The following is a 23945-nucleotide window of genomic DNA, read 5'->3' as shown; positions in this document are numbered from 1 at the left end:
TTATATATGCTTAAAAAATAAAATAATGTATTTAATTTGAAATAATTGGCTACTGTGATTGACGATAACTCATTTAGGTCTAATTTTCGATATAATGGTTTGTAAGTTGAAAAAGTAATAATAAACCATTGTAAAGTTTAACCTTCGCGAAAGACCCATTTAGTGAACAAAAAGTAAAACGCCAAACGATAACGTTTTACTTATGCTCTTTAAAATATGAGTAACTGTCCTTGCTATAAAAATTAAGCTTATCTTCTCTTTTGTCTGTTGCGAATGATCTTGGTGGTCAGCCATCCTGCCATCAGAAGTGCGATCAGATAGCCAATCAGGCTGATGACCGGAATCCCAAGTAGCCGGGGCGTGATGCTCGTCATACAGACCAGACTGGCCCCGATCAGGAAGGCCGCACTGAGAATGCTCAAGACGAGCTTGTCCATAATCATGTCGGCCTGACGTACGGGTTCATCGGCGCTGGACAGATCAATATTGATCTTGGCCTGTCCTCTCATTGCCATTTTGAGGATGTTGGCGAACTGAACCGGCAATTCAAGACTGTTTTTGGTAAAACCGTACAGAGAAAGCCCCGCAGAAACCAATTCCTGTCTTGCATCCAACTCACTTAGGAGTTTTCCGGAAACGTGGTTGGCCATAATTTGAATGAAGTTGACTTTCGGGCAGCATACGGCGAGTACTCCCTCGATCGTAAGGACTCCGCGCCCGAGTATCGTGAAGCCTGTCGGCAGGGATATCTGATGGAAATCCAGAACTTTCTTGACTTCTTCCATGATCTGGCCAAAATGCAGCTCAGACAGATCCAAATCACCATAGCGCTCCAACAGGCTTTCAATGTCTTCATAGAGCCTGGTGTGGTTTACCTTACCTTTGATCGTATCGAGTAATAGAAATACTTCTTTTAATCCTTCAATATCATGTTGGACGATAGCCAGGATGATTTTTTTCAACAGCAGCCGGTCATGATTATTGATTTTTCCAACCATCCCTAAATCGAGCCAGACGATTTTCCCGTCTCGGATAAAGATATTTCCCGGATGCGGATCCGCATGAAACAAGCCGTCATCGACAATCTGTTTGACATAGTTTTCGGCGAGTTTTATCCCGATCTCATTTAGATCGTAGCCAAGTGCATGAAGTTTATCAAGATCATCGATTTGAACACCGTCGATGTATTCCATAACAAGTACTCTTGGGGTGCACAGCTGACGTTCGATCAGCGGAAAAGAGATATAATTCACGCTTGCATTCAGGTCGGTAAATTCTTTGATGTAGTTTGCTTCGGCAATAAAGTTCATTTCCTGCTGGGCAGTCGCCCACATTTCATCGATAAACATTCTAAAGTCGATATCTCCGACATTGATGTTTAAGACTTTGATCAGCGAGATTGCTTTTTTCAGCAGTTGGATATCCCGTTCCATCGTTTGATAAATTCCGGGGCGTTGTACCTTGAGCACGACGATTTTGCCGTCTTTCAGCACGGCTTTATGCACCTGCGCAATCGATGCCGAGCCGATGCACACAGGGTCAATTTCCTGAAAAGCTTCCTCTGCGGAGAAACCGTATTCCGAGGCGATGACCTGAAGCACTTCTTCATAAATCATCGGTTTCACATCGGTTCGCAGCTCGGCCAGTTCATCGCAGTAACTCTTCGGGAGCATATCTGTGCGCATAGACATAATCTGACCGAGCTTGACATACGTCGGGCCGAGGTCTTCAAGGATGAATTTTAGCTTGACTGGAGAAACGCCGTGGATGATTCCATGGCGTTTCAGCGCAGTGACCATTTCCTTCAAGCGGGCTGCGGATGATAGTTTGACCTCAGTTTGGGTCATTCTTTTTCTCCATCTCTGCGAGCTTTTGTTTGAGCACAGAGAGCTCTTCTTCATTCAGCGTGTTAACCTTTTGCAGAAGATCCTCCATGTGACGGGCGGAAGAATGATGATGCAGATTTTCAGAAAGGTTGCGTTTTAATTCCTCATTGATGACTTTGCCTTGTTCGACGGTAAGCTCACCTTTTTCAATGAACGAGTCAATGACTTCCTTGGCTTTTTCGGCCGTTGTCGCTATCGCTCCAATTCCCGCAAGAAAGACTTTTTTCATTTCATCGCTTGCATTCAACTTTAACAACCCCCTTTATGCTTTTAGTATATCTAAAAATAGGTATAAAATATATAGAAAATGTAAAATGTTTACTTATGCCTAATCTTTGGATTAATTGATTTTCAGATATTCATTGCTCTGGGATTTTGTGTTAAGATATGACTAAAGCCATATTTCAACCCTCAGTAACCGCAAGCTACTCGAGAATAACGACAAGGAGGCAAATACGCGATGAAAGTGATCAGGAATCTTTTCGTTTCATTCATGTTTTTGGCTTTAGTGAGCCTGTCAGGGTGTCAGTCCCAGACAGGACCAACTCCGGAGCCTTCGCCGGAGCCTGAACCCCCTGCTGTTGAAACGATGAAAGTAGCGGTCTATTATCTGAAGGATAGTAATAATGAAATGTACCTGGTTAGAGAGGTGCATGAGATTCCGAAAAGTACAGGTGTTGCCCGGGCAGCTCTCGAGGAGCTAATTAACGGTACCCCTGTAACGACAGGCGCATTTAAGGTACTTCCCGCCGACACGAAAATTTTGGAAGTTAATATCAAGAACGGTTTGGCAACCATTGATTTTTCCGAAGAGGTGCTGCATGCGAACGTTGGTGCCAGCGGCGAAACACTTGGAATTGCCAGCATTGTCAATACACTGACGGAGTTTCCGACTATTAAAAAAGTTCAGTTCACCGTAAACGGCAAGGCTGAAAACGGCATGGACTGGTGGGGCCACGTTGGTCTTTATAATCAACCCTTTGCCAGGGATCTCAGCTCAGTTTATGAACCGGCGATCTGGGTTACGGCTCCTGTGGACGGACAAACCATAGCGAGCCCGTTAAAGATCACCGGCAATGCCCGGGTCTTTGAAGCTGTCGTAAGCTACCGCTTAAGGGATGTACAAGGTAATATTCTGGCAGAAGGTAACACAATGGCGGCAGCAGGGGCACCAGGACGAGGCGATTTTGAAGCCTCGCTGACATTTACGCCGTCGGCAGCAGGAAGCGGTCAGCTCGAAGTATTCGAGGCCAGCATGAAGGACGGAAGCGATCTGAATAAGGTCATTATTCCTGTCAAATGGTGATCGGATTAAGTTTTCTTATTAAAATACAAAACCGGTTAAGCAGGGATTAGTCACACCGTAAGATAAAGCTTACGCCAGTGCAGCAAGGCAGCTAGCAGGACCCAGAGTCCAGTATAAATCGCAATAAAGCCAAGCTGAGGGTTGCTACTCCAGAATTTCACCCAGTTATAAGAAAATTCAAAAACCGAGAGAGTATTCCCATTCATTTTCAGGATCATATGATGTATAGCGGAGAATACCATCGAAGAACCAAAATACAGGAGGATCGCATTGCGGCCGATCGCCTCAAACAGCCAGTAGAAAGGTGCCATGAGCTTCCTAATAACCGGGATCTGCGGGTCCCAGATCAAGTGGGCAAAGGCCAAAACAAGAATGGTGGCACCGGATGACAGCGTCACAAAGGACGGCGTCCAGAGTCGTTTACCTATTGGGATAAAGTTGGACAGCAGCGGGGTAAGTAGCAGAAGAACAGCAGCCAGAGCCAGGATTTTCAAGAAATTTCGGCCAATGTTTTTATTGTTCAAAAACAAACCTGCCGTATAACCGAAAAGCGTGCTGGCAATTGCGGAAAAAAGTGTACATATTCCTTCCGGATCATATCCGGCATCGCCGTGAACATAAAGATGGCTCTTTGTGAAAATAAACGGATCAGTCATTCCGGATAAATTATGGTCCGGCGAGGGCAAACTGCCCGGAAAAGATTGACTTGTATATAAGAGAATGCCAAGATAGGCAGCCAGAATAAGTAGTCCGGCAGTGAACGGCCAGAACCATTTCCCAGATACCCTGGTGATCAGGGCTGTCATAATTCCGGTAAAAGCCAGAACCTGAAGCACTCCGGTAAAGCGAAGCTCGGAAAGCTGAAATTCCCAGGATACCAGGGAATTAAAAATCAGGCCAATGATAAGCAGCACAAAAAACCTTCTGATTAATCGTACCCAGGGCACATGCTTGCGGTACACAATCGCCATACTGGTTCCGGAAAGTGTCACAAAGGCCGGAAAAGCAAAGTCAATGGCGGTATAACCAAACCACGGAGCATGCGTAATATAGGCCCCGTAGAGAGGCCCTTCCGGAACAAAGGTCAGGAACAAAAGCAGTACGGACAGAGCCCGCGCAAAATCAAGGGCTTTAATCCGGTTCGTTATTCTTTTCATAGCGTTATCCTTTAATCAAAATGAGTAATTTTTAATACATTTTTATTATATATTTAATTATATATTTCTATTATATATTTACATGTCAATGATATTACTGGCTACCGAGTCCAGTGGGTTTCTAAAATTTTCTGGGCCAGGCCGAAATTGTAGCTCGTTGATAGGATACCGGTACTGTAGCGTCCGGCATCCGGGTTCCAGACGTAATAAGCATTCAGGGCGTTCTGATATCGGATCATGTTTTCCTGGGAGACGGATCTCGTTATATTTGCCGCTGGATTGAGGTCCCAGAGCGGCCGGGAAATAATATAGCGGCACGAGGATACGAGGTTCTCATTCTGAAGCTCATGAAGTGCGGTTCCCGAGGCGGCATGATCCGGGTGGGTATCGCTTGGGGACATTGCTTGATGAAGTGCTTGTGGATACTTGGCTTCAAAGGTCAGGATAATCTCGCGGACCGAGGCCGGAGTCACCTGACCGTCTGGAAGGTCATAGACATAAATATTATCCGTCTGGATGCCGAGGTATCTGGCTGATTCATAGAAATCCCGGACGCGCGCTTCTGTGAATTCAGCAAGCGTGATAGGTGGAAGGGTATATGCCGCGAGCCGGTCGTTTACTTCTTTAAAAGCGCCACTTGCGGCACCTTTGGTCAAAAGCACTAGGACGATGGGCTGGTAGTGGTTTTGTGCTTCCAGGACAGTAGCTCCCATGTTTAAAACCTCATCATCCGGATGCGGGACATAAAAGATAGTCGCCTGATCAGAAACCGACGTATCGGCTGAAGGCTCGGACGGGGTCGAAGGATTGTCGGAAATAACACCAGAATAATCCGGTGCCTTCGGCAACGGATTATTTTGGTTAGCTTCACTGTTTATCAGGGTCCACTTCACCCCGGCAAGAGTGATAAATACAAAGATGATCAATAACGGTATCCAATGTTTTTTTTTCATCGATCCCAAACCCATCCTGTATCAGATAGATATTCAGATACCTATTTTATATGTTCTTTCCCAAGCACCTTCTCGACAAATACTTTGGCCAGATGAGGATCAAACTGGGTTCCAGCATTTTTTAGGATTTCTTCAGCAGCGGTTTCCTCGTCTAAGGCTTTTCGGTATGGACGGCTGCTGGTCATCGCATTGTAAGCATCAGCAATCGCAACAATCCGGGCTTCCAATGGGATTTCCTCACCTTTCAGTCCCTTGGGATATCCCTTCCCGTCCCATCGTTCATGATGGGCCAGGACGTAATCCGAGAGATGCGCATACTCATTCATTGTGCTGAGGATTTCATGGCCGAGCTCCGGATGACGCTTAATTTCCGCCATCTCGGAATCAGTCAGCTTGTCCGGTTTGTGAAGAATCCTGCTGTCAAGGCTGACCTTGCCAATGTTTCTGATGAGTCCGAACATCTCAAGATTTTCAATGTTTTTCTCGCTCAATTCCAGGGTTTGACCGATTTCGGCACAAAACTTACTTACTTGGGCGGATTCTTTTTCTTCCATATCGTTCTTATGGTACAGAGTTTCCATGATGATTTCGATCAAAACATTGGTCGGTAGGTTTTTGGCTGTGCTCTTAAGCGGAGGAGTTTTTTCTGCAGCTTCTTTATAGATGAGGGCAATTTCATTTTCTTTCTTCTTTGTTGGTTCACAGCCGAAAGATAAAGGAAGGTTCAGGGCGCCTAATTTTTCCTTATCAACCAAGTCATTAATCCGGTTCACAAGAATATCGGCCTGTTTGGAGTTAGTCTTTGGCAGCAAGATCATAAATTCATTTTCACTGACTCTGGCAACGATATCGTCAACACGGCATTCCTGTTTAATTATTTCAGCGACTCTTTTGATTAGGTTGTCTCCTTCGGCATTGCCGAAGGATTTCTTTACCTCGTCCAGGTAATCAATGTCAATGATGGCCAGAGAGATCGGCAAATTTCTTTCCGTATTCAGTCTTTTAAATTCTTCCTCAAAAAACTTACGGTTGTATAAGCCCGTAAGCGGATCGTGAAAGCTTAAGAATTCAGCTTTGGCAAGTTTTTTGTTTTTCCTGGCCAGTTCTTTAAATACAAGTACGATACCTTGGATGCAGTTGTCTTTGTCCTTCACCGGTTTGGACTTACTCTTGACCGGACGTTTTTCACCCGTTTTAGAGAGCAAGACAGCATTTTTGTCAAATACAACATTTTTGCCTGTTTTAAGCACACTCAGCATGCTGCCGCCAAGCACTTCATGGGTGTCTGCGTTCAAAAGCTGAAATACCTCAGTCAGCGGTTTGTGAAGTGCTTCTTCGCTCGTCCAGCCGGTAAGCAATTCGGCCTTCTGGCTTAATAATCGTATATTGCCTTCAATATCCGTCAAGATAACAGCGTCACTGATCGATTCTAACGTCGTTTTTAACCATTCCTGATCTGGTTTCATACTCCTAATCTCCTATAAAAACTGTTTAAAACGAAAAAACAAGCTGTAACTAATATATCGTAATATTTTTTCAAATATTTAGTAATTTTTTTGGTCGGATCATTTTAAACTCCATAATGGTACCAAGTTCGCTTCGATTGACCTGGAAGTGCATGCAGTGTATAAAAAAAATGCAGAATGATTTTTTGAATTTCAAAAGTTTTACAATTAGTATGATTTTAACTTACATGATTCTCACAACAGCCGCTTGAGGGAAAATCAAAAGTCGGGATAAGTTTGATGAGGAAGGGCTGGTGGTATCCCCAGCCCTTCGCTTGTCGCAGTTAGAATTCACTTCGTTTTGGCTCACCGGTTTTCAGTATTTTTGATAGCTCCTATTTTAGCGCTTAAACCACCGGATCGAAAAGATCGTTGGTGGTGTTATCAAACGCCCTGATATCTCGCTTTAAGCTAAGCTCACCGCTGGGCGTATTAAAAATATTGCGGGCAATGATCATATCCATCACGGCCTCAGCCTCAGCCTTGGTCATATCTGCCCTTGGATTGGGCACCGTGATGGCAAACGTTTTACCACCGGCGGTCAGGAAGGTTAATCTGACAAATTTATTGTTTACAATAGCCATGCTTTCACCTCCTTTCCCGCAGATTTTGCGCGTGTTTATTCTTCGTCAATCAATTCGTAATTCTTCTGCAGCAGCACATTCGATACCGGATTCTGGCTCAGACCGTATAAGGCTGTTATCACATCGAAGAGGTCCTGCACCGCGGCATCAGGCTTCACATAATTGATGCTTTTCTTTTTGATCTCCGGGTCGCCGGCGGGTGTAGTCCCCCCGGTCTGGTAGCGCGCAGCAAGTATCGAATTTAGAGAGACCGCTATCGCTGCCATTGCCCTCAGCTCCTTTCCTCAGGATTGACAGGCCGGGCTTGTACGGCTTGTCTAATATAGTTTATGGTGAAGTATATCCGGCGGTTACCCCCGGAGGCATATATTAAAAAAGTGACACTTCTGCTCTAACCTTAATATCAGCCGCCGGCCGGAGTTGTCCAAGAATCTGAGGCGCCTCAGATTCTTGGACAACCCTGTTATAGGAGGTTTTTCACATTTGTAAGCCTGTCCTCATATTCTGTAAGTGAGGAGAAATTGAAAGCGAGGACCTGAAGCTGTCATGAGCCATTTGATAGACATGAACGATGTGATGATAGAACGTACGCCGCATTTAATCGCGGCTGAGATTAACCTGATCAAATACCAGACCAATCATATCGTGCTTACCAATACCATCGAGATTGGGCGGCGGCTGACGGAGGCCAAGAAGCTGATCCCCTATGGGGGATGGGGCAAATGGCTGAAGGAGTCGGTCAACTACTCCCAGAGCACGGCCGAAAAAATGATGCGTCTCTACCAAGCTTACGGCGACAAGCAGCCCCTTGCCCAGAGCGCCGGCGAACAATCGCAGGAAATTCCGAATCTAAGCTATACGCAGGCATACATCCTCTTAGGCGTCCCGGAGGAGGAACGGAAAGCGTTCATCGCAGAAATTGATATCGTAGACATGTCTACCCGTGAATTGCAAAAGGCGGTTGATGAACGGACCCAGGCAGAGCAGGAAAAGAATAAGGCCTTGGAGCAGAAAGCGGAACTCCGGCAAGCCCTGGATGACGAAAAGGAGAAGAACGAACGGCTGACCAAGGCGAACACCAATCTGAGCAAGAATGCGCAAGCGTTGTATAATGCCAATATCGAGCTCGAGAAAAAGAGCGGTAAGCAGCAGAATGAGCTGGATTCGCTCAAAAAAAGCACATCTTACGGCTTCGTCGACCGGCTGAGAAAGGACCTCGACAGCGCTTCTGTCAAGGTGAAGTCCAATAAAATCGCTTTTCTTTACGAGAACCTGGAAAGAACCATTAAGGAACTGAAGTGGGAGCTGGAGCAGATCGGTGCGGACGATCCGGATACCTTTGTCGCTTATAAGAACAATGTCTATGAGTCTCTGATTCAGTGGACGAGGGATACGTTGTGGAATAAAAATTATTAATTTATTCTGGTGGGAAAGTGAGCAAATTATTTAACTGGTTTATTAATTCCTGATATTGATTGTCATCAATGGCCTTAATTATGGACTTTTTGACTGTTGGCAATTATTAGGATATAATTGAATCAAAGAAAGCATTACCATAAAATACAGAGGTGATGAGCGTGACTATTACAGATATAAAAGAGGTAGTTAGTCAGGTTGCATCTGCATATCCGGTACTTTATATTGATTTATTTGGCTCATATGCAAATGATGAGGCTACAGACGATTCGGACGTAGACCTGCTTGTATACTTTGATGAAAAAGTTGCAAGTTTATTTGATGTGTCAGGACTTAAGCTCGATATTCAGGATATATTGAACACCAAAGTGGATGTAGTTGCCGGACCTCTTAAAGAGAATAGCTACATCACTATTGACAAAAAGGTAAGAATCTATGAAGCATAGGGATATTCAACTACTGAAAAAAATCATATCCGAATGCAAAGATGTTATACGGTATACAAATGAAATCGGTGAAAAAGGGTTTCTCAAAAGCGATATTTTCCAGAAGGCAACGGCAATGTCGCTTCTTAATATAGGTGAGCATGCTAATGCCCTGACAAGAGAGTTGTGGACGGAGTACAAGGATATTCAGTGGAGAAAGATTATTGATCTTAGAAACATCGTAGCACATGGATATGGTGAATTAAGAATGGAGCTTATTTGGAATTTATCGCAAAAAGAAATTCCGGATTTAATGAGACAGCTTGAAGATCTGCTGAATAGATTTGAATAACAACAAGTAGGGACGCAGCCTGAAATACACACAGCTGCGTTTTAATTTTTTTGAGGTAACGTCACCCTGGTTCAGCTTGTCCTTATGAGAATGTTTTATTTTAATCGTATCTCATAAAGCTCCTTGGTTCCTGATTTTTTAACGTAAAGCTTATAACTTTCAGCGTCTGCTGGCAATTCGTATACCCAATTCCCATTTTCTGTGATACCCGGAGAAAGTTCCCGGTAATCCAGATAATATACCATTGGCGGTCAACTTTAATCAATTGAACATCGATTGATTTTTCCACATAAGATTCCTGAATTGTTTTCTGGTATTTTTGCATGGCAGACACCAGCATAGAAATTTTCGGATTGATCTCCGGAAGCACCGGTCTGATGAAGGGAAAAAGTTCTATTACCTGTATTATTTGCTTCATAATTCCTATGATCATTAGAAAACCAGCAAAAACCCAGTTTGCATCCAAATGCCCTCTATCATTAGGGGGCTTAAATATTTCCGAATTTTTGCCGAGTTTTTGCCGATTATTTAAGGCTGAAGAAATTATACTTAACCTATAGTCGTCACCAAAAAACAAGGGGGGGATTATCTTATTGGAAGTTCAAATTAAAAAAAGTATCATTTTCTAACTTTAAAAAAGAAAGAGAGGCGTAAATTCAAATGTCAATCACACAGATTACCAGGGAATTTCTAGGATTATCTTCTGACACAAAACCTACTAACGTTACAACAGGCTCGAAATTTATCGAACTTGATACAAAGAAAGTATTCATTTTTGACGGTTCATCTTGGTACCTTAATCCTATGCCAGTTATGGTAACTGATTCACTTCCAACGGGGTCAAATATAATTGGGAAAGTCGGAATAGACTCTGGAAATAATGGGGTTTCGATAATTGGGAGTTTAGCGAACGATGTAACCTTCCACAATGCTGCAATAGTAGCGGCAGACGGAACAATTCTAACGGTCGGTGGATACAAGACTTTAACGGTTGAGATATACGGCACATCAACATCCAGAACCATTGCCTTCATCGGAAGAGGCCCAAGCGGAACAGACAGGGCGATTATGGGTGTAAGATTATCTGATCTGTCCACTGGTTCTAGTACGACAGGAACGGGCGAAATCTGGCAGTTTGATATTACTGGTTTATCCTCCGTCTTCGTGGATTTACAGGCTGTAGCAGGTGGAAATGTAACCGCTAAAGGAAGGGTGGTGGCATAAAAATGAATATTATTTCGCTTGCAAAGGCAAACGAGGCATCATCTATTTCAAATAGTCGTGGCATCAACCCTTTATATCCACCATCTCCCTTAACTGCGGCAATCGGCGATGGCGTAACAGATGATTATGCTGTACTAGCTACAATACTTACAAATTACGATTGTCTATTTATGCCAGCTAACACAACTTTTAAAATTACAGATACTTTAAATTTTGAAGGAAAAACCGTACTTGGCGCAGACAGGTTGACTTCTAAAATTATTCAAGATACTTTAACAAAACCAGTTGTTTATATCGGCGGCGTTTGCCATATTGCTGATTTATATATTGGACATAGTAGTCTACCATCATCACCTTTAGCTACTGGTCTTGAAGTTGGATCAACTGTTCAGGATGGTTCAGTAATCGAACGGCTCTACCTTGAAAATAACTCAGACGGAATATTTAACAGTGATAGTAACAACTACAATGTTTTTAGTACGACAATCCGTGATCTTAGAATAACCAGATTTAATCATTCAGGATTATGGCTTGGAGGTCTTGGAAATACCGGTTGCTATATTTCAAATGTGTATCTGGTAAACTGGGACGATTACAACGCTGGAACAAAACTATCTGCTGATTGTGGTGTTTATCTTAGGGGGTATACTGATGGTATCATAGGTCAGCTTAATATAGAACATGGTTATTATGACCAAGGATTGGTAACTGTAGTCTGCGACAATCTAAAATTTAACAGCCTCCATTTTGAAGGTTATGTTGCTAATGTTGATTATAACGGAATGATCTATGTAGGTGGCGGCACAATCTGTTTCGATGTTATAACTGCTGTATTTAATACCTTTGATATCTCAAATTTTTCCGATTACAGTTTTATTAAAATTGATACCGATGCCAAAATATTTATCAAATCAGTACTAATGCGAAACAATACTAAAACAGGATCGCCTACGCTTAGGCGATTCTATGGTGCTAGTACTCAAATTGCTGGCGCAGGAATTTATGTCGATTTCTATAGCTCAGATTTATTTATTGGAAGCGATTATTTCCAGGTAAACACACAAGGAAACCCCGTACTGAAGAAACTTAATAATTCTGTTTATTTTAGCCAATACAAAGGCAATAGCCCGATAGCTCTAGCAACTTCCGGAACAATTGCTGTAACAATGACCGATTCCGAGGTTTTCACAATAACTCCTGGCGGCACGTGTACCTTTAATGCATCAGGTGGCTACGCCGGGAAAAGATGCAGCTTTATTATTACCACTAGCGGGACAACATCATATACCTTAACCTGGGGGACAAACTTCAAGACAACGGGAACATTAGCAACTGGTGCAACCACATCGAAAGTTTTTGTGGTTAATTTCGTCTGTACCGATGGAACAAACTGGGTTGAAACTGGAAGAACTGTAGCAATGTAACTTCGCTAGAAACCCAGTTTACGAACCAAGTTTAATGGGCTGACAGATAACTGGCTCGTTCAGCAACCTGTATGTATGGCGTAAATGCAGTATAGCCAAAAAGAAAAATGAGGCCCTTCTGAGGGCCTCTAAAAAACTTAAGAAATCGTATATACCAGAGAAAAGCAATCACATTTTGCTAAAGTCAGAATTTGGCTTGATTCAACCTTATTTCAATAAAATCTCATAAAGCTCTCTGGTTCCTGATTTTTTAACGTAAAGCTTATAACTTTCAGCGTCTGCTGGCAATTCGTATACCCAATTCCCATTTTCTGTGATGCCCGGAGAAAGTTCCCGGTAATCCAGATAATTGTCAATGGTATTCGTGCTGTCGGCATAGGTCTTATACTCGCGGTTTTTATGATCGACCACGATTAAATCAGGCGGAAAGGTGAATGCTTTGTTAGTCATGTTGGTGACGTCGGCATTAATGATCACGAACTTCGCGCCATCTTTGGCGGCTCTGTCATAACTATATTTTGAGCTGATTGTTTGTTTTTCTTCTACATGATTCACTCTGAGTTTAATCGAGGTAAGGATGATTTCATCGCCAACAGCTTTGGGGATAATAGTCAAGTTCTCTTTTTTAGCTTGTTCCATGAAGCTGTTTGTTCCCTGACCGGCACCATCAGAAGATGAATTGATATTCTTGTTTAATTCCTTGGTAACCAAAATGAAATTAGACAGAAAAACATCTAAGAGCTCATCACTTGGTTGGGAGATATACCAGTGGCGATTAACTTTGATTAATTGAACATTGATAGATTTTTCCACATAAGATTCTTGAATAGTCGCCTTGTGTTTTTGCATGGCAGACATCAGCATTTGTTCTATTTCTTCGTCCTTTATCTCAGAACCTGTGATGGCTGAAGTAAAAGCTTCAGTAAATACATCCTGCAGCACTGCCTTAAGAAGGGGTTCGCCGTTCATATACTTTATATCAACAGTGAGGGTAGCTTGATCATTTTCTATTTTCGGCTCCTTTACAGTGTATGTAATTTTCGCCGCGTTTTCTTGGAAATAGTCCAAAAAATATTTTTGAGACTGGCTTTTACCGTCTTCGCCATCCCTCATGAGATCTAAAATTTTTGTTTTACTGTTTGAGTCTGTTGGATCCACTATCGAAGCCATTTGGGGTAAGTCAAACTTCTTGCCGGCCTCAATAAAGGAGGTTACCGTTGATTCCGGGCTGGGAATATTGGCACAACCGGCAATAAAAAACATTCCGATGATTAATAAGAGGCCTGTTAGTTTTTTCATTTTTTCCTCCCCTTTTTTACCTTTCAAGATATATCGTTTTCAGGTCTTGATGAACCATTATGACATTGTTTTAAATAACTATTTCCAGATATAATTCTTATGTTATAATACAATAAATTATAGAAAATATAAATAAAGAAATTTTACTATTAAATGATAGGGAAGAGGATAAGCATTATGAAAATCAAAGAAGGGTATTTGGTCAGAGAAATTGCCGATTGTTATATTGTCGTTCCAGTCGGGGAACGTGTTATTGAATTCAAGGGGATTATGACGCTTAACGATACAGGGAATTTTATTTGGCGGTGTCTGACCGAAGATATATCTTACAATCAATTGTTGACTTCTATTTTGGATGAATATGAAATCGATGAGGTCACAGCCAAAGCGGACCTGGATGATTTTATTCAGAGTGCCCGTGAAAGCGGAGTGCTGGAGGAATAAATATGGAGAATAATAATAACGAGATTGCCCGGAAGTGGGAAAGCTCGGAAATGACCCTGGCAGGATATGCTGCCCAAAGACATGTACCTTTGGGTGGGACTTTTGAATTAACGGCTCGATGTAATCTAAAGTGTAAAATGTGCTATATACGCTTGGATAAAGCGCAGATAGATCTTATCGGCAGGGAAAAGACCGCTGATGAGTGGATTACCCTTGGAAAAGAAGCCATTCAAGCTGGAACACTAAACCTATTGATTACCGGCGGGGAACCACTATTGCGCCCTGATTTTGCAGAGATATATTCAGCGTTGACCATGATGGGATTTATTATTACGTTAAATACCAATGCAACACTTATCAATAGTGAAATACTTAAACTTTTTAAGAAATATCCACCTACTGCGACAAATGTAACATTGTACGGGGCTACTCCCGAAACATATCAGTCTATTTGCGGCAACCGGGAAGCATTTTACAATACAATAAGCGGTCTGGAAATGTTAGCAGATATCCCAACGGTTCTCGAAGTTCGTACAACTTTTATTAAGGACAATCGGCATGAATTAAATGCCCTTCGTAAGATAGCTAACCGTTACACCAGACGCTTTGCTATTAATACAAAAGTGAATAAGGCTGTGCGTGGAGCTTGTTCCGATGCAGAAAACTGCAGACTAACACCAGCTCAGTTATTTGATTTAGCTGAAGAGAACGGGGAATATTATCGATCTCTAAATAGTGAAACAGAATTTGCTTTGGAAAAAAATATGGATACTGATAATTATATTCATGCACTAGAGCATTCTCATCTTCCTCCTCAAATTCTTACTTGTCTTGCAGCAAAATCAATGTACTGGATTACCTGGGATGGGAAAATGCTTCCATGTGGTTCGTTCACCAGTCCTTACACATTACCTTTTAAAGAGGGGTTTCAATCTGCTTGGGACCGGTTGCCAACTTTGTTTGAGAAGATAAAACTCCCACAGGAATGTATGAAGTGTGAATATGTAAATGGACAATGCTCCAACTGTCCAGCAATTCTTCAATCAGAGTCAGGTTCTTTTTACAAAATTTCATCATACATTTGTGAAATTGCACAAGAGCGGTCGAAACGACGTAAAAAATTAAAATAGGACTAGACAGAATTTGGATTATATGATAGTTTGAATTTAGTTATATGTTTTTTGTGAGGTGTTTTCTATGAAAAAAGAATATACTAAGCCAATGCTTGATGCCAAGGAGTATGCTCAGTTTGAAAGTGTATTTGCTGATTGTAACAAGGGAAATGCTGGTGTAGGCTGCATTGACAATGTTACGGATTGGACTCCAACTGGTTCATCTTATGCTGCATTTGGTGAACAAAAAGGACCAAAATAAATCAATAACAAAAAAGGCACACATTGTGTGTCTTTTTTAATTACAAGGGGATAAATGATGCCAAAGTTCTCTATTGGAGATTTAATAATAAATATATTGGCTCCTGATTGGGCAATACATGAAAACTTTAAATTATTTACGACTAAAGAGGGAGAACCTGATATCGAATGCCAGGTTATTTTTCAGGAACATCAGGATATTTCTGTTGAAGGGGCTCAATTGATCATGGAAACACCTAAGAATAAAATATATGAAATAAACGGAAATATCTTAAATATTAGCGGAGATAGAAAAGCTTACAGCATAACATCTAAGGATTGGTCAACGTATAAAATATATATTAATTCGGAGTATAATAATCCAAATAATGAAGAGATTATTCAAAAAGTTAAAAATGGAATTTTAGCATCTTTACGCGATTTACTAGTTGGAGCATTGGCACAAAAAAATGGTTTAATTATTCATTCCAGCACTATTATCTGGCAGGATAAGGGGATTGTATTCCCTGCGCCTTCAGATACCGGAAAAACTACACATACCCTCTTATGGCAGCAAATGTATCAAACACCGGTTTTGGATGGGGATGTTACTGCCTGTAGGATTAATAATGATACTCCGGTAGTCTATGGCCTTCCATGGTGCGGTACATCGGGTCAATTTATCAATGCCAGCGTCCCTCTTGGGGCAATCGTATTTCTTCAGCAGTCTCAAGAGAACAGTATTATAAAGCTTGATTTTCAGGAAGCATTTCTGCGGCTTACCGCAAGATGTTTTCTTTTGCCTTGGAACCAAAGATTGATGGATCAATACTTAGATACGATTCAAAGAATTGTAGGAAAAGTTAGTTGTTATCTATTGAATTGTCTGCCAAACCAAGAATCAGTAGAGTTGGTGAAGGAATGCCTGAAAAAACAATAAACCGAAATTTTATTCCGGCTATTGTATGGTCAAATGCGTTGCTGCCTATTTTAGCTGAAGGGCATCTGCTGAGATTGCCTATTGAAGGGTTAAGTATGTATCCTTTGCTTGTAGGGAGAAGGGACGAAGTGCTTCTGGCGGATGTCACAGGTAAGAAACTTCGACGAGGTGATATTGTCCTATATGTCCGACAAGATGGGACCCATGTCTTGCATCGGATCCATCATGTTAACCTAAATAATTACTATATGTTTGGTGATGCTCAGACATGGATTGAAGGTCCAATAAATCAAGATAATGTTCTGGGAGTTGCTATTTCAGTGATCAGAAAGGGAAAAACAATTGAATGCAATTCGTTTGGATATCGGTTTATATCCCAGATATGGATGGTAATGCGTCCTGCTAGACCCTTGATCCTAAAAATCATTGATCGTATACCGATTATTGTTAAAATATTGAATATTATCCTGCGTCCAATTCATTCAAAATAACTTTATGCACAAGTTCGACGGCTTCTTGATCCGGCCGGCATTGTAAAAGGTAAATAGGGGTGGAAGCAATGATGCGGGCGATGTGACCGAGCGCCAGATCCATTAAACGCTGATCATGGTAAGGCAAAAGAAAACGGGGCAGCAGGCAGGATGATAATTCCGGTTCCTGGAGTCGATGCAGACTATTTTTATTACTTTGCTCTAGGACAATGATAGTATTTAGCGGGGCGCTTGTATTCAGGTGTTTATGACTCGAACCACACCAGGGAGTTCCGTGGATGGTGATTTTTTCCGCAGATCGTTTCAATATCGGGGTGTCATCATTGATGACAGCAGCCCCCCTATAGGCTTCCCACAGCTGAGCTTGGGTCGATTTTCCGGTTCCGGACGGAGCGGTAAATGCAATTCCTTTATCCTGCCACTTGATCGCGGAAGCATGGAGAATAATCCCTTGATGGAGTAGAATCAGATTGCGGATCACAATATTGCTGAAAAACTTAAAAACTGCAAGCTGCTGGTCGGAGAGATCCTTGATGTATTCGATAGATACCTGCCGCCAGTCCTCTGCAGCCGTTAATTTGCAGACAGGCCCGAAAGGGTAGAGCGGGGTGGAAAGATAAACGGAAAATCCATCTTCATTTTCATCGTGAGTATACCATTTTAAACCGTCTTCATATAGAAACCTTCCCTGAGGAGGGGACACCTCGGAACATTGCAGGAAATCCACCTCGCAGTCCGCAGCTCCATCAGATTCAGATACGTAAGACGTAAATTCTTCGGGCATGTTTTTTAAATCAGTTTGAAAGTCGATAATCAATCCCGCGATATCATAGCGCATCAAGCAAATCTCCGATCCTATAAATAACACAAGAGCCTGGCATTCTGTCAGGCTCTTAAAATATTACTTTACAATACGGATATTAAAAACCTTTGATACCGTCGCCAAGACCAATCGCAGATAAAATCTTACCAAAAGTATCTTCTGCTAATTTCTTTGAGTCTTCCGTGGAAAAGGAACCTCCGGCAAATCTTTCTTCCGGTCTTAATGAAGTTACCCAGCCTTCTGGTTTGATATAGTTTTTTTTCATTCGGATCACCCTCTCTAAGTAAAAACAGCTTAAATGAAAGTTAACAAATTGTTAATGACAAATGATTACTATGTAATTGTAAAAATAGACATTTTAATATAATAGGAAATAATACATGGGATTCAATTTGGCAAGGATGGGATTATCTAATTTCATAAAATATTTTTCTTCTACCCCTTAGCCATAGCTTTGCAGTTGCCTTTAAAAAAATGCAGTAAAGGGAAGAAAGAAGTCTTCAGGCAATATAAGTTGTCTTTCATTCTGTTAGTCATCTCAATGTAGAACAAGCTGGAAATTATACCATATAATGTAATAAAATATATAAAAGGAAGGTTATCTATGGATGTTACGAGTAATGTCCAAATATTGGGCAGTCCGTTAACAAAATCAACCTTTGCAAAAAATATTTGGGATATGCAAGTCTTTAACGGGCATATATATCTGGGGCATGGAGATTTTAATACAAGCTCAGGCCCAATTCCAGTTATTTATTTTGACCCTGCAACAAGCAAATTTGTGACGCATTTTACTGTGGATGAAGAAGAAATAAACGTATTCAGAGTGCTTAACGGTAAACTATTCATTCCAGGGATAGACGCCAGAGACGACTGGAATTTTGGAAATATTTATGCCATAGGAAGTAATAATAGCTGGATAAAATACAGAACGGTTCCTCAGGCAGTTCATGTTTTTGATATCGCTTATTATCATGGTAAACTTTATGCGGTAACAGGTACAACAAGAACATGTTGGGGAGAGGTCTTAGTATCAGAAGATATGGGGGTTTCATGGCAAAGCCAAGTCCCGGGCAATGCATCAAGCTGGCTGTTTACAGGAAATTGGGGAATATCGTTATTTGAATTGGGTGGAAAGCTCTATGCCGGAGGAAGAATGCTTTTTTTATCTCCAGCGGAGCTTGCAGGAAACAGTGGGAACTACGCCAGATTTGTGGAGATAGATGGTGATAATACGCAAATACAACTTTACTCAAAATATTTTGCACCTGGAATAGACCTTCGGTATGGTTACTACCTCAAAAAGAACATTGTATTTCATAATCAGCTCGTATTTATTTGTCAAAACAGGATCGCTTCGAATTGGAAGCCGAATTCGATGTATGCTGCCATTTCGTTGGATAAATCAAGAAAAATTATTTTCCCTGAGATTTCGGCGGTTCCGGCAGATATTCTGAATAGAGATTCTTCAATTTACGTCTTAACTTTTATCAAGACCGCATCCAAAAATTACACCAATATCATTTACAAATCGAGTGATCTTGAAAATTGGAATGAGGTATTTAGATTCAATACCGATACCTTTGCCAGATCATTTGAGGAACTGAATGGGGACTTTTATTTTGGCTTAGGATGCGATACTGACTATGTTTCTCCTAATACCGGAAACATCCTGAAGGTTGCACAAAGAGTATATTAACCGTGCTGAAGCTGATAATGATTAATACCTTCAGGTACAAACGTCAGATATCGGTAGAGGATGTATTCAAATTGTTTTTTGCACAATTTTGACAGCCTCAATGTTCGGGCGGCATTTTAAAAGGTAAATATCCACGATGTTTGATAGTTCTTGTGCAGTATCCATTAATCATGCGGTATGCACTGACATCTCTGTCTAAGATCCGCACATCGAAGTGATCTTGCCAGAGCTGTATATGCGTCGTTTTTCCGATACCCGAAGGAACCGCGAAGATAAATCATCGAGGCAGTTTCGCTCAGACAACTAAAACGAGGAGACATTGTTCTTTACAGAAGAGAAAATGGTGCACATGTCTTACACAGAATCTATCATGCAAAAAAAGGTGCATACTATATGCTCGGAGATGCCCAGACCTGGATTAAAGGTCCCATAGAGAAAGAAAATGTGCTGGCTGACGTAACGACGATTATGCGAAAAGGGAAATCCATTGAATGCAGAAATCATGGTTATCAATTCATTGTAGAGTTGTGGCTGCTTTTACATCCTTCCTATTACATTTGTAATTCTTTGAAGTAATAATGATAAAATATAGGGCTATTTACATTATCTTGTAAGTCCTTTAATTTAAAAAAGAAGGATTTTTTTTTTACTGTCGAAAATAAAAATTGTTGTAAAACTCAACATATATTTTTTTACAGATAATTAAGATGTAAAAAAATATATTAAGGCCTGAGAAAATGAAAATGATAAAAAGCTAATAATCCTGATAAGATGTTCTTATAGTTTTTTAAGTAACATAATCAGTCTTTAATGATTTTTTTGATATTATTGAATTTCACAGTAGGAAATATGTTAACTGTAATATGAGAATATTGCAGAATATCAATTCTATATTTGTAAAAGACATTATAGATAGAGTGTAGAAATGTCGATCAATCAGCCGTAAAATTGACATATTATTGCAATTTTATAGTTATTAAATTTTTGGAGAAAAGAATGGATAGGACTAACAGACTCGCATATGCAAATATCGTTCAAATTCTTATTGATGTAATTTTTTTATTCTTAACGTACAATTTGGCTTATTTTATTGCAGGAAGAGTCACTAATTTGCGTGTAATAACTGAGTATTTGTGGATTATTATTGTATTTATTCCTCTATGGATTGCTACTATGAACTTTCGCGGTATGTATGACAAAACAACCTTTTATTATCCAGACCGTGTTCTGCGAAATGTTTTTTTAGCGACTCTCTTTTCGGGAATAATCTTAGCCGCAATATTTTTCTTTATAAAAGAAACAAGCACAAGCAGAATATTTATTGGATGTTTTCTTCTGCTGTGTCTGATAGTTATGCTTTTGGATAGATTTTTTATTAGTCCACTAATTGGAAAAAGTAAATATAATGAACAAAACAGAATGATTTTAGTTTGTTCACCTGAAACCTATGAATTGTTTAATAAGTACCTCAATAAAACCCATATACGTTATAATATTATCGGTGTCGTATCATTTGATGATAGAACCATTGATCATAATATTCAATCGTTGGGGAAAATTGATAAAAATACTTTTGAAGATATACTCAAAAAGCAAATGGTTGATTTAATCGTTTTTGCACTGCCTAATGAATACACTCAAGAAGTAGAACCTTATATATCTACATGTCTAAGCATGGGAATTACGGTTCAAAGTATTCTTAATTACAATTTAAAATTTGCCAGAGTACATAGCTCAATGCTGGGGCCAATGCCATTGCTTACTTTCCATACGGTGACTTTAAATCCTGTTTCCAAAGCGATAAAGCGCATTATGGATATCTTGGGTGCGATCGTAGGTATCATTCTGACACTGATAATTGCTATTTATATAGTACCTGCGATAAAAATGGATTCATCAGGTCCAATTCTGTTTAAACAAAAAAGAGTTGGACGCTATGGTCGGATATTTTATTGTTATAAGTTTAGAACAATGTGTGTGGATGCTGAGGAGAAGAAGAAAGAGCTTCGGGATAAAAATGAATATCAAAACGGACTGTTTTTTAAGATTAAAGAAGATCCCAGGATTACCAAGGTTGGTGCATTTTTGCGCAAGACGAGCTTGGATGAATTACCACAGTTCTTTAATGTTCTTAAGGGGGACATGAGTCTCGTAGGGACTAGACCTCCGACTTTGGATGAGGTCGCTCAATATGATACAGAGCACTGGCGCCGAATAAGTATAAAGCCTGGAATTACTGGGAATTGGCAGATAAATGGCCGAAGTAGTATCACAGATTTTGAACAAATCGTCGCGCTGGATACCCAGTATATTGATAAATGGTCTATATGGCTGGATATATCAATACTTTTTAAAACAGTATTGCTTGTTATTCGGAGAGAGTCTGCGTATTAAGCAATTTTTACCTATTGTATAAATTCAATAATCAAGGAGTCATTGATGAACATCTTAATAATAACCGATGTTTATATACCCAATGCAAATTCATCTGCAGTTTTGTTAAGAGATTTAGCTCAAAGTTTCAAAAAAAAAGATATTGATGTGTTTGTCTTAACATTGAAAGAATCAAATGTGCATTTGATGAAGAATGATTTACCAATTAGGGAAGAAGATGGAGTTAAAGTACTTAGAGTTAAGAATTTTAAGAAGAAAGATGTTGGAATGATTCGTAGAGGACTAAGTGAAGTATTATTGCCCTATTTACTGTATTTCGGTTATTGTAAGTATTTAAGGAGTGTTAAGCCGGATATCATCATTTCTTATTCTCCACCGATAACACTCGAGAGAACAGTTAAGAGGATGAAAAAGAGATATGGATCAAAAGTCTATCTGGTTTTGAGGGATGTATTTCCACAGTGCGCCAAAGATGTAGGGGCAATAAAACAAGGTCTTGTTTTTAGTTATTTTGAAAGAATGGAAAAACAATTATATCAAGTATCCGACTTTATTGGAGTTCAATCCCAAAGCGATTTAATGTCTGTCTGCCAAATGCAAGGCTTGAACAACGAAAAAGTTGAATTATTATACAACTGGATAGACTTTTCTCCATATCGGAAACAGATTGCAAGAGATTTTCGCAGTGAGTTTGGTTTGGGTGATAAAATAATATGCCTTTATGCAGGGAATATTGGCAAATATCAGGAACTGAGCTTTCTATTTGAATTAATAAAAGTAAACCGAGAGAGAAAAGATGCTGTGTTTTTGATTGTTGGTTCAGGCAGTGAAAGCCGGGGACTGAAAGAAGCATATAAAAATTATGGAAATGTAATATTCAAAGACTTTATTGATCCCCAATATTATCCTGACCTTGTAAGGCAATGTGATATTGGATTAATTAACTTGAACAGAAATTTAACTGTGCAAAATATTCCGGGTAAACTGATGGGCTATTGGTGTTCCAAATTGCCCGTATTAGCTTCTGTAAATTCTGGAAATGACCTGATGGACATGATGGAAGAGGCTGGAGGAGGATTCTGTTCTGTTACCGGTGAGCTAGAAGCCTATAACCGGAATTTTAGTTTATTATGCGAGGATAAAGAGTTAAGGGACAAGGTAGGTATGGCAGGTTATGAGTTTGCGGTGAAGCATTTTTCTGTTGACAAAGTCAGAGACACAATTTTAGAACATTTTATAGGAGAGAACAATCATGTTTAAAGGCAAAATATTATTAATTACTGGCGGAACAGGTTCGTTTGGAAACGCCGTATTAAAAAGATTTTTAAACACAGATATTGAAGAAATTCGAATTTTTTCCCGTGATGAAAAGAAACAGGACGACATGAGAAAAGAGCTTAAAAATGATAAAGTCAAGTTCTTTATCGGGGATGTCAGGGATTATCAGAGTGTTGCGGCTGCAATGCATGGAGTAGATTATATTTTCCATGCGGCGGCTCTCAAACAGGTACCTTCCTGTGAGTTTTTTCCAATGGAAGCTGTGAAGACAAATGTAGTCGGAACGGAAAATGTTTTAAATGCCGCGGTCGCCTTTGGTGTCAAAAAAGTTATCTGTTTGTCAACGGATAAAGCAGTTTATCCGATCAATGCAATGGGTATTTCTAAGGCAATGATGGAAAAAATCATGGTAGCTAAATCACGGACTGTTGATCCTACCAAGACGATTATTTGCGGTACACGTTACGGAAATGTCATGGCTTCGCGGGGCTCTGTCATTCCTCTTTTTATACAGCAGATAAAATCAGGGCAGACATTGACGGTTACCGATCCCTATATGACCCGTTACTTGATGTCAATTGATGATGCGGTGGAACTTGTTCTTTTTGCTTTTAAAAATGCTAAACAGGGTGATCTTTTTATCCAGAAAGCCCCAGCTTCAACGATTGCCGACCTTGTCCAGGGAATAAAGGAAATTTTTCAGGCGGAAAATGCGGTTAAGATAATCGGAACAAGGCATGGGGAAAAGCTTTATGAAACGCTACTCTCCCGTGAAGAAATGGCGAAGACTGAAGATTTGGGAGAATACTACAGAGTCCCGGCAGATACTCGAACCTTAAATTATGATCAATACTTTGAATCAGGAGATGAAAGACTTAGCACCACTGAGGAGTATAACTCTCACAATACTCGGCGGCTGGATATCACTGGTGTAAAGGAACTGTTACTTAGTCTCGACTATATCCAAGGTGAATTAAAGGAGCGGTAGGAAGC

The 23945-nt window shown here is 40.4% G+C and carries 27 protein-coding genes; 16 read left to right on the top strand and 11 right to left on the bottom strand.

Features of this window, described 5'->3' with window-relative positions; translation table 11 throughout:
* Positions 1-248 precede the first annotated feature (248 nt).
* Positions 249-1847: an ABC1 kinase family protein gene (locus tag DEHRE_RS09550; RefSeq protein ID WP_025205889.1), complete on the bottom strand. Its 1599-nt coding sequence runs from the start codon at positions 1845-1847 to the stop codon at positions 249-251.
* A complete protein-coding gene (locus DEHRE_RS09545) occupies positions 1834-2133 on the bottom strand; it encodes a phasin family protein (protein WP_025205888.1) in 300 nt (99 codons plus the stop codon). Before DEHRE_RS09545 ends, DEHRE_RS09550 begins: the two co-directional genes overlap by 14 nt.
* 213 nt (positions 2134-2346) lie before the next feature.
* Between DEHRE_RS09545 and DEHRE_RS09540 the strand changes: the two genes are divergently transcribed.
* Entirely contained in the window at positions 2347-3192 is an 846-nt protein-coding gene (locus DEHRE_RS09540; RefSeq protein WP_025205887.1) for a Gmad2 immunoglobulin-like domain-containing protein, read from the top strand.
* Between the two features lie 50 nt (positions 3193-3242).
* On the opposite strand, the gene DEHRE_RS09535 is transcribed toward DEHRE_RS09540, so the two are convergent.
* The 5 genes from DEHRE_RS09535 to DEHRE_RS09515 form a co-directional block, all read right to left on the bottom strand.
* A complete protein-coding gene (locus DEHRE_RS09535) occupies positions 3243-4349 on the bottom strand; it encodes a heparan-alpha-glucosaminide N-acetyltransferase domain-containing protein (protein WP_025205886.1) in 1107 nt (368 codons plus the stop codon).
* A gap of 101 nt (positions 4350-4450) precedes the next feature.
* The gene (locus DEHRE_RS09530) at positions 4451-5302 is read right to left on the bottom strand and encodes a PIG-L deacetylase family protein (RefSeq protein WP_242836929.1); all 852 of its coding nucleotides are present in this window, start codon (positions 5300-5302) and stop codon (positions 4451-4453) included.
* A gap of 41 nt (positions 5303-5343) precedes the next feature.
* Positions 5344-6768, bottom strand: coding sequence for an HD-GYP domain-containing protein (locus tag DEHRE_RS09525; RefSeq protein ID WP_025205885.1), 1425 nt, complete (start codon positions 6766-6768; stop codon positions 5344-5346).
* A 386-nt stretch (positions 6769-7154) separates the two neighbouring features.
* Positions 7155-7391 carry a DUF2922 domain-containing protein gene (locus DEHRE_RS09520; protein WP_015045211.1) on the bottom strand — a complete coding sequence of 79 codons (237 nt, stop codon included), beginning with the start codon at positions 7389-7391 and terminating at the stop codon, positions 7155-7157.
* Positions 7392-7426: 35 nt separating this feature from the next.
* Positions 7427-7657 (bottom strand): DUF1659 domain-containing protein, encoded by a 231-nt coding sequence (locus tag DEHRE_RS09515; RefSeq protein ID WP_015045210.1) that lies wholly within the window; start codon positions 7655-7657, stop codon positions 7427-7429.
* 280 nt (positions 7658-7937) lie between these two features.
* On the opposite strand from DEHRE_RS09515, the gene DEHRE_RS09510 reads away from it, so the two are divergent.
* From DEHRE_RS09510 to DEHRE_RS09500, 3 genes are all read left to right on the top strand, one after another.
* On the top strand, positions 7938-8807 hold the full coding sequence (locus DEHRE_RS09510) for a DUF3102 domain-containing protein (protein WP_144020306.1): 870 nt from the start codon (positions 7938-7940) through the stop codon (positions 8805-8807).
* 161 nt (positions 8808-8968) lie between these two features.
* The gene (locus DEHRE_RS09505; RefSeq protein WP_015045208.1) at positions 8969-9253 is read left to right on the top strand and encodes a nucleotidyltransferase family protein; all 285 of its coding nucleotides are present in this window, start codon (positions 8969-8971) and stop codon (positions 9251-9253) included.
* The gene (locus tag DEHRE_RS09500) at positions 9243-9584 is read left to right on the top strand and encodes a HepT-like ribonuclease domain-containing protein (protein ID WP_015045207.1); all 342 of its coding nucleotides are present in this window, start codon (positions 9243-9245) and stop codon (positions 9582-9584) included. Before DEHRE_RS09505 ends, DEHRE_RS09500 begins: the two co-directional genes overlap by 11 nt.
* Positions 9585-9684: 100 nt before the next feature.
* Here the strand turns inward: DEHRE_RS09500 and DEHRE_RS14830 are convergent, their stop codons facing one another.
* Positions 9685-10050, bottom strand: a complete 366-nt coding sequence (locus tag DEHRE_RS14830; RefSeq protein WP_015045206.1) for a hypothetical protein — start codon at positions 10048-10050, stop codon at positions 9685-9687.
* 194 nt (positions 10051-10244) lie between these two features.
* On the opposite strand from DEHRE_RS14830, the gene DEHRE_RS14135 reads away from it, so the two are divergent.
* Positions 10245-10808 (top strand): hypothetical protein, encoded by a 564-nt coding sequence (locus DEHRE_RS14135; protein ID WP_025205884.1) that lies wholly within the window; start codon positions 10245-10247, stop codon positions 10806-10808.
* Positions 10809-10810: 2 nt separating this feature from the next.
* Positions 10811-12232 (top strand): hypothetical protein, encoded by a 1422-nt coding sequence (locus DEHRE_RS09485; RefSeq protein WP_025205883.1) that lies wholly within the window; start codon positions 10811-10813, stop codon positions 12230-12232.
* A 207-nt stretch (positions 12233-12439) separates the two neighbouring features.
* On the opposite strand, the gene DEHRE_RS09480 is transcribed toward DEHRE_RS09485, so the two are convergent.
* Positions 12440-13531 (bottom strand): DUF4352 domain-containing protein, encoded by a 1092-nt coding sequence (locus DEHRE_RS09480; protein WP_025205882.1) that lies wholly within the window; start codon positions 13529-13531, stop codon positions 12440-12442.
* Positions 13532-13708: 177 nt separating this feature from the next.
* Here DEHRE_RS09480 and DEHRE_RS09475 point away from each other — a divergent pair, with 177 nt between their 5' ends.
* The 5 genes from DEHRE_RS09475 to DEHRE_RS09460 all read left to right on the top strand — a co-directional run bounded on the left by DEHRE_RS09475 (position 13709) and on the right by DEHRE_RS09460 (position 16758).
* Positions 13709-13975 carry a PqqD family protein gene (locus tag DEHRE_RS09475; protein ID WP_015045202.1) on the top strand — a complete coding sequence of 89 codons (267 nt, stop codon included), beginning with the start codon at positions 13709-13711 and terminating at the stop codon, positions 13973-13975.
* Positions 13976-13977: 2 nt separating this feature from the next.
* Positions 13978-15105 (top strand): radical SAM protein, encoded by a 1128-nt coding sequence (locus DEHRE_RS09470; protein ID WP_025205881.1) that lies wholly within the window; start codon positions 13978-13980, stop codon positions 15103-15105.
* A 67-nt stretch (positions 15106-15172) separates the two neighbouring features.
* The gene (locus tag DEHRE_RS14825) at positions 15173-15349 is read left to right on the top strand and encodes a hypothetical protein (protein WP_158407247.1); all 177 of its coding nucleotides are present in this window, start codon (positions 15173-15175) and stop codon (positions 15347-15349) included.
* A gap of 54 nt (positions 15350-15403) precedes the next feature.
* Positions 15404-16267, top strand: a complete 864-nt coding sequence (locus DEHRE_RS09465; RefSeq protein WP_242836928.1) for a hypothetical protein — start codon at positions 15404-15406, stop codon at positions 16265-16267.
* Entirely contained in the window at positions 16249-16758 is a 510-nt protein-coding gene (locus tag DEHRE_RS09460) for a S24/S26 family peptidase (protein WP_025205879.1), read from the top strand. Before DEHRE_RS09465 ends, DEHRE_RS09460 begins: the two co-directional genes overlap by 19 nt.
* Here DEHRE_RS09460 and DEHRE_RS09455 read toward each other — a convergent pair.
* Together DEHRE_RS09455 and DEHRE_RS14820 are read right to left on the bottom strand one after the other, a co-directional pair.
* The gene (locus DEHRE_RS09455) at positions 16730-17596 is read right to left on the bottom strand and encodes a hypothetical protein (protein WP_025205878.1); all 867 of its coding nucleotides are present in this window, start codon (positions 17594-17596) and stop codon (positions 16730-16732) included. The genes DEHRE_RS09460 and DEHRE_RS09455 overlap by 29 nt on opposite strands.
* 82 nt (positions 17597-17678) lie before the next feature.
* The gene (locus DEHRE_RS14820; protein ID WP_158407246.1) at positions 17679-17846 is read right to left on the bottom strand and encodes a hypothetical protein; all 168 of its coding nucleotides are present in this window, start codon (positions 17844-17846) and stop codon (positions 17679-17681) included.
* A gap of 339 nt (positions 17847-18185) precedes the next feature.
* Between DEHRE_RS14820 and DEHRE_RS09450 the strand changes: the two genes are divergently transcribed.
* From DEHRE_RS09450 to DEHRE_RS09430, 5 genes are all read left to right on the top strand, one after another.
* Entirely contained in the window at positions 18186-19280 is a 1095-nt protein-coding gene (locus DEHRE_RS09450) for a hypothetical protein (protein WP_025205877.1), read from the top strand.
* A gap of 393 nt (positions 19281-19673) precedes the next feature.
* Positions 19674-19856: a hypothetical protein gene (locus tag DEHRE_RS09445; RefSeq protein WP_025205876.1), complete on the top strand. Its 183-nt coding sequence runs from the start codon at positions 19674-19676 to the stop codon at positions 19854-19856.
* A 420-nt stretch (positions 19857-20276) separates the two neighbouring features.
* Entirely contained in the window at positions 20277-21674 is a 1398-nt protein-coding gene (locus tag DEHRE_RS09440; RefSeq protein WP_025205875.1) for a sugar transferase, read from the top strand.
* Between the two features lie 45 nt (positions 21675-21719).
* Complete coding sequence (locus DEHRE_RS09435) at positions 21720-22934, top strand: glycosyltransferase family 4 protein (protein ID WP_025205874.1); 1215 nt, start codon at positions 21720-21722, stop codon at positions 22932-22934.
* Complete coding sequence (locus tag DEHRE_RS09430) at positions 22927-23940, top strand: SDR family NAD(P)-dependent oxidoreductase (RefSeq protein WP_038603276.1); 1014 nt, start codon at positions 22927-22929, stop codon at positions 23938-23940. Before DEHRE_RS09435 ends, DEHRE_RS09430 begins: the two co-directional genes overlap by 8 nt.
* Positions 23941-23945: the final 5 nt, after the last annotated feature.

Source organism: Dehalobacter restrictus DSM 9455 (assembly GCF_000512895.1).
Taxonomy (GTDB): domain Bacteria; phylum Bacillota; class Desulfitobacteriia; order Desulfitobacteriales; family Syntrophobotulaceae; genus Dehalobacter; species Dehalobacter restrictus.
The sequence above is the reverse complement of the archived record's forward strand: the minus strand, read 5'-3'. Positions and strand labels throughout refer to the sequence as shown.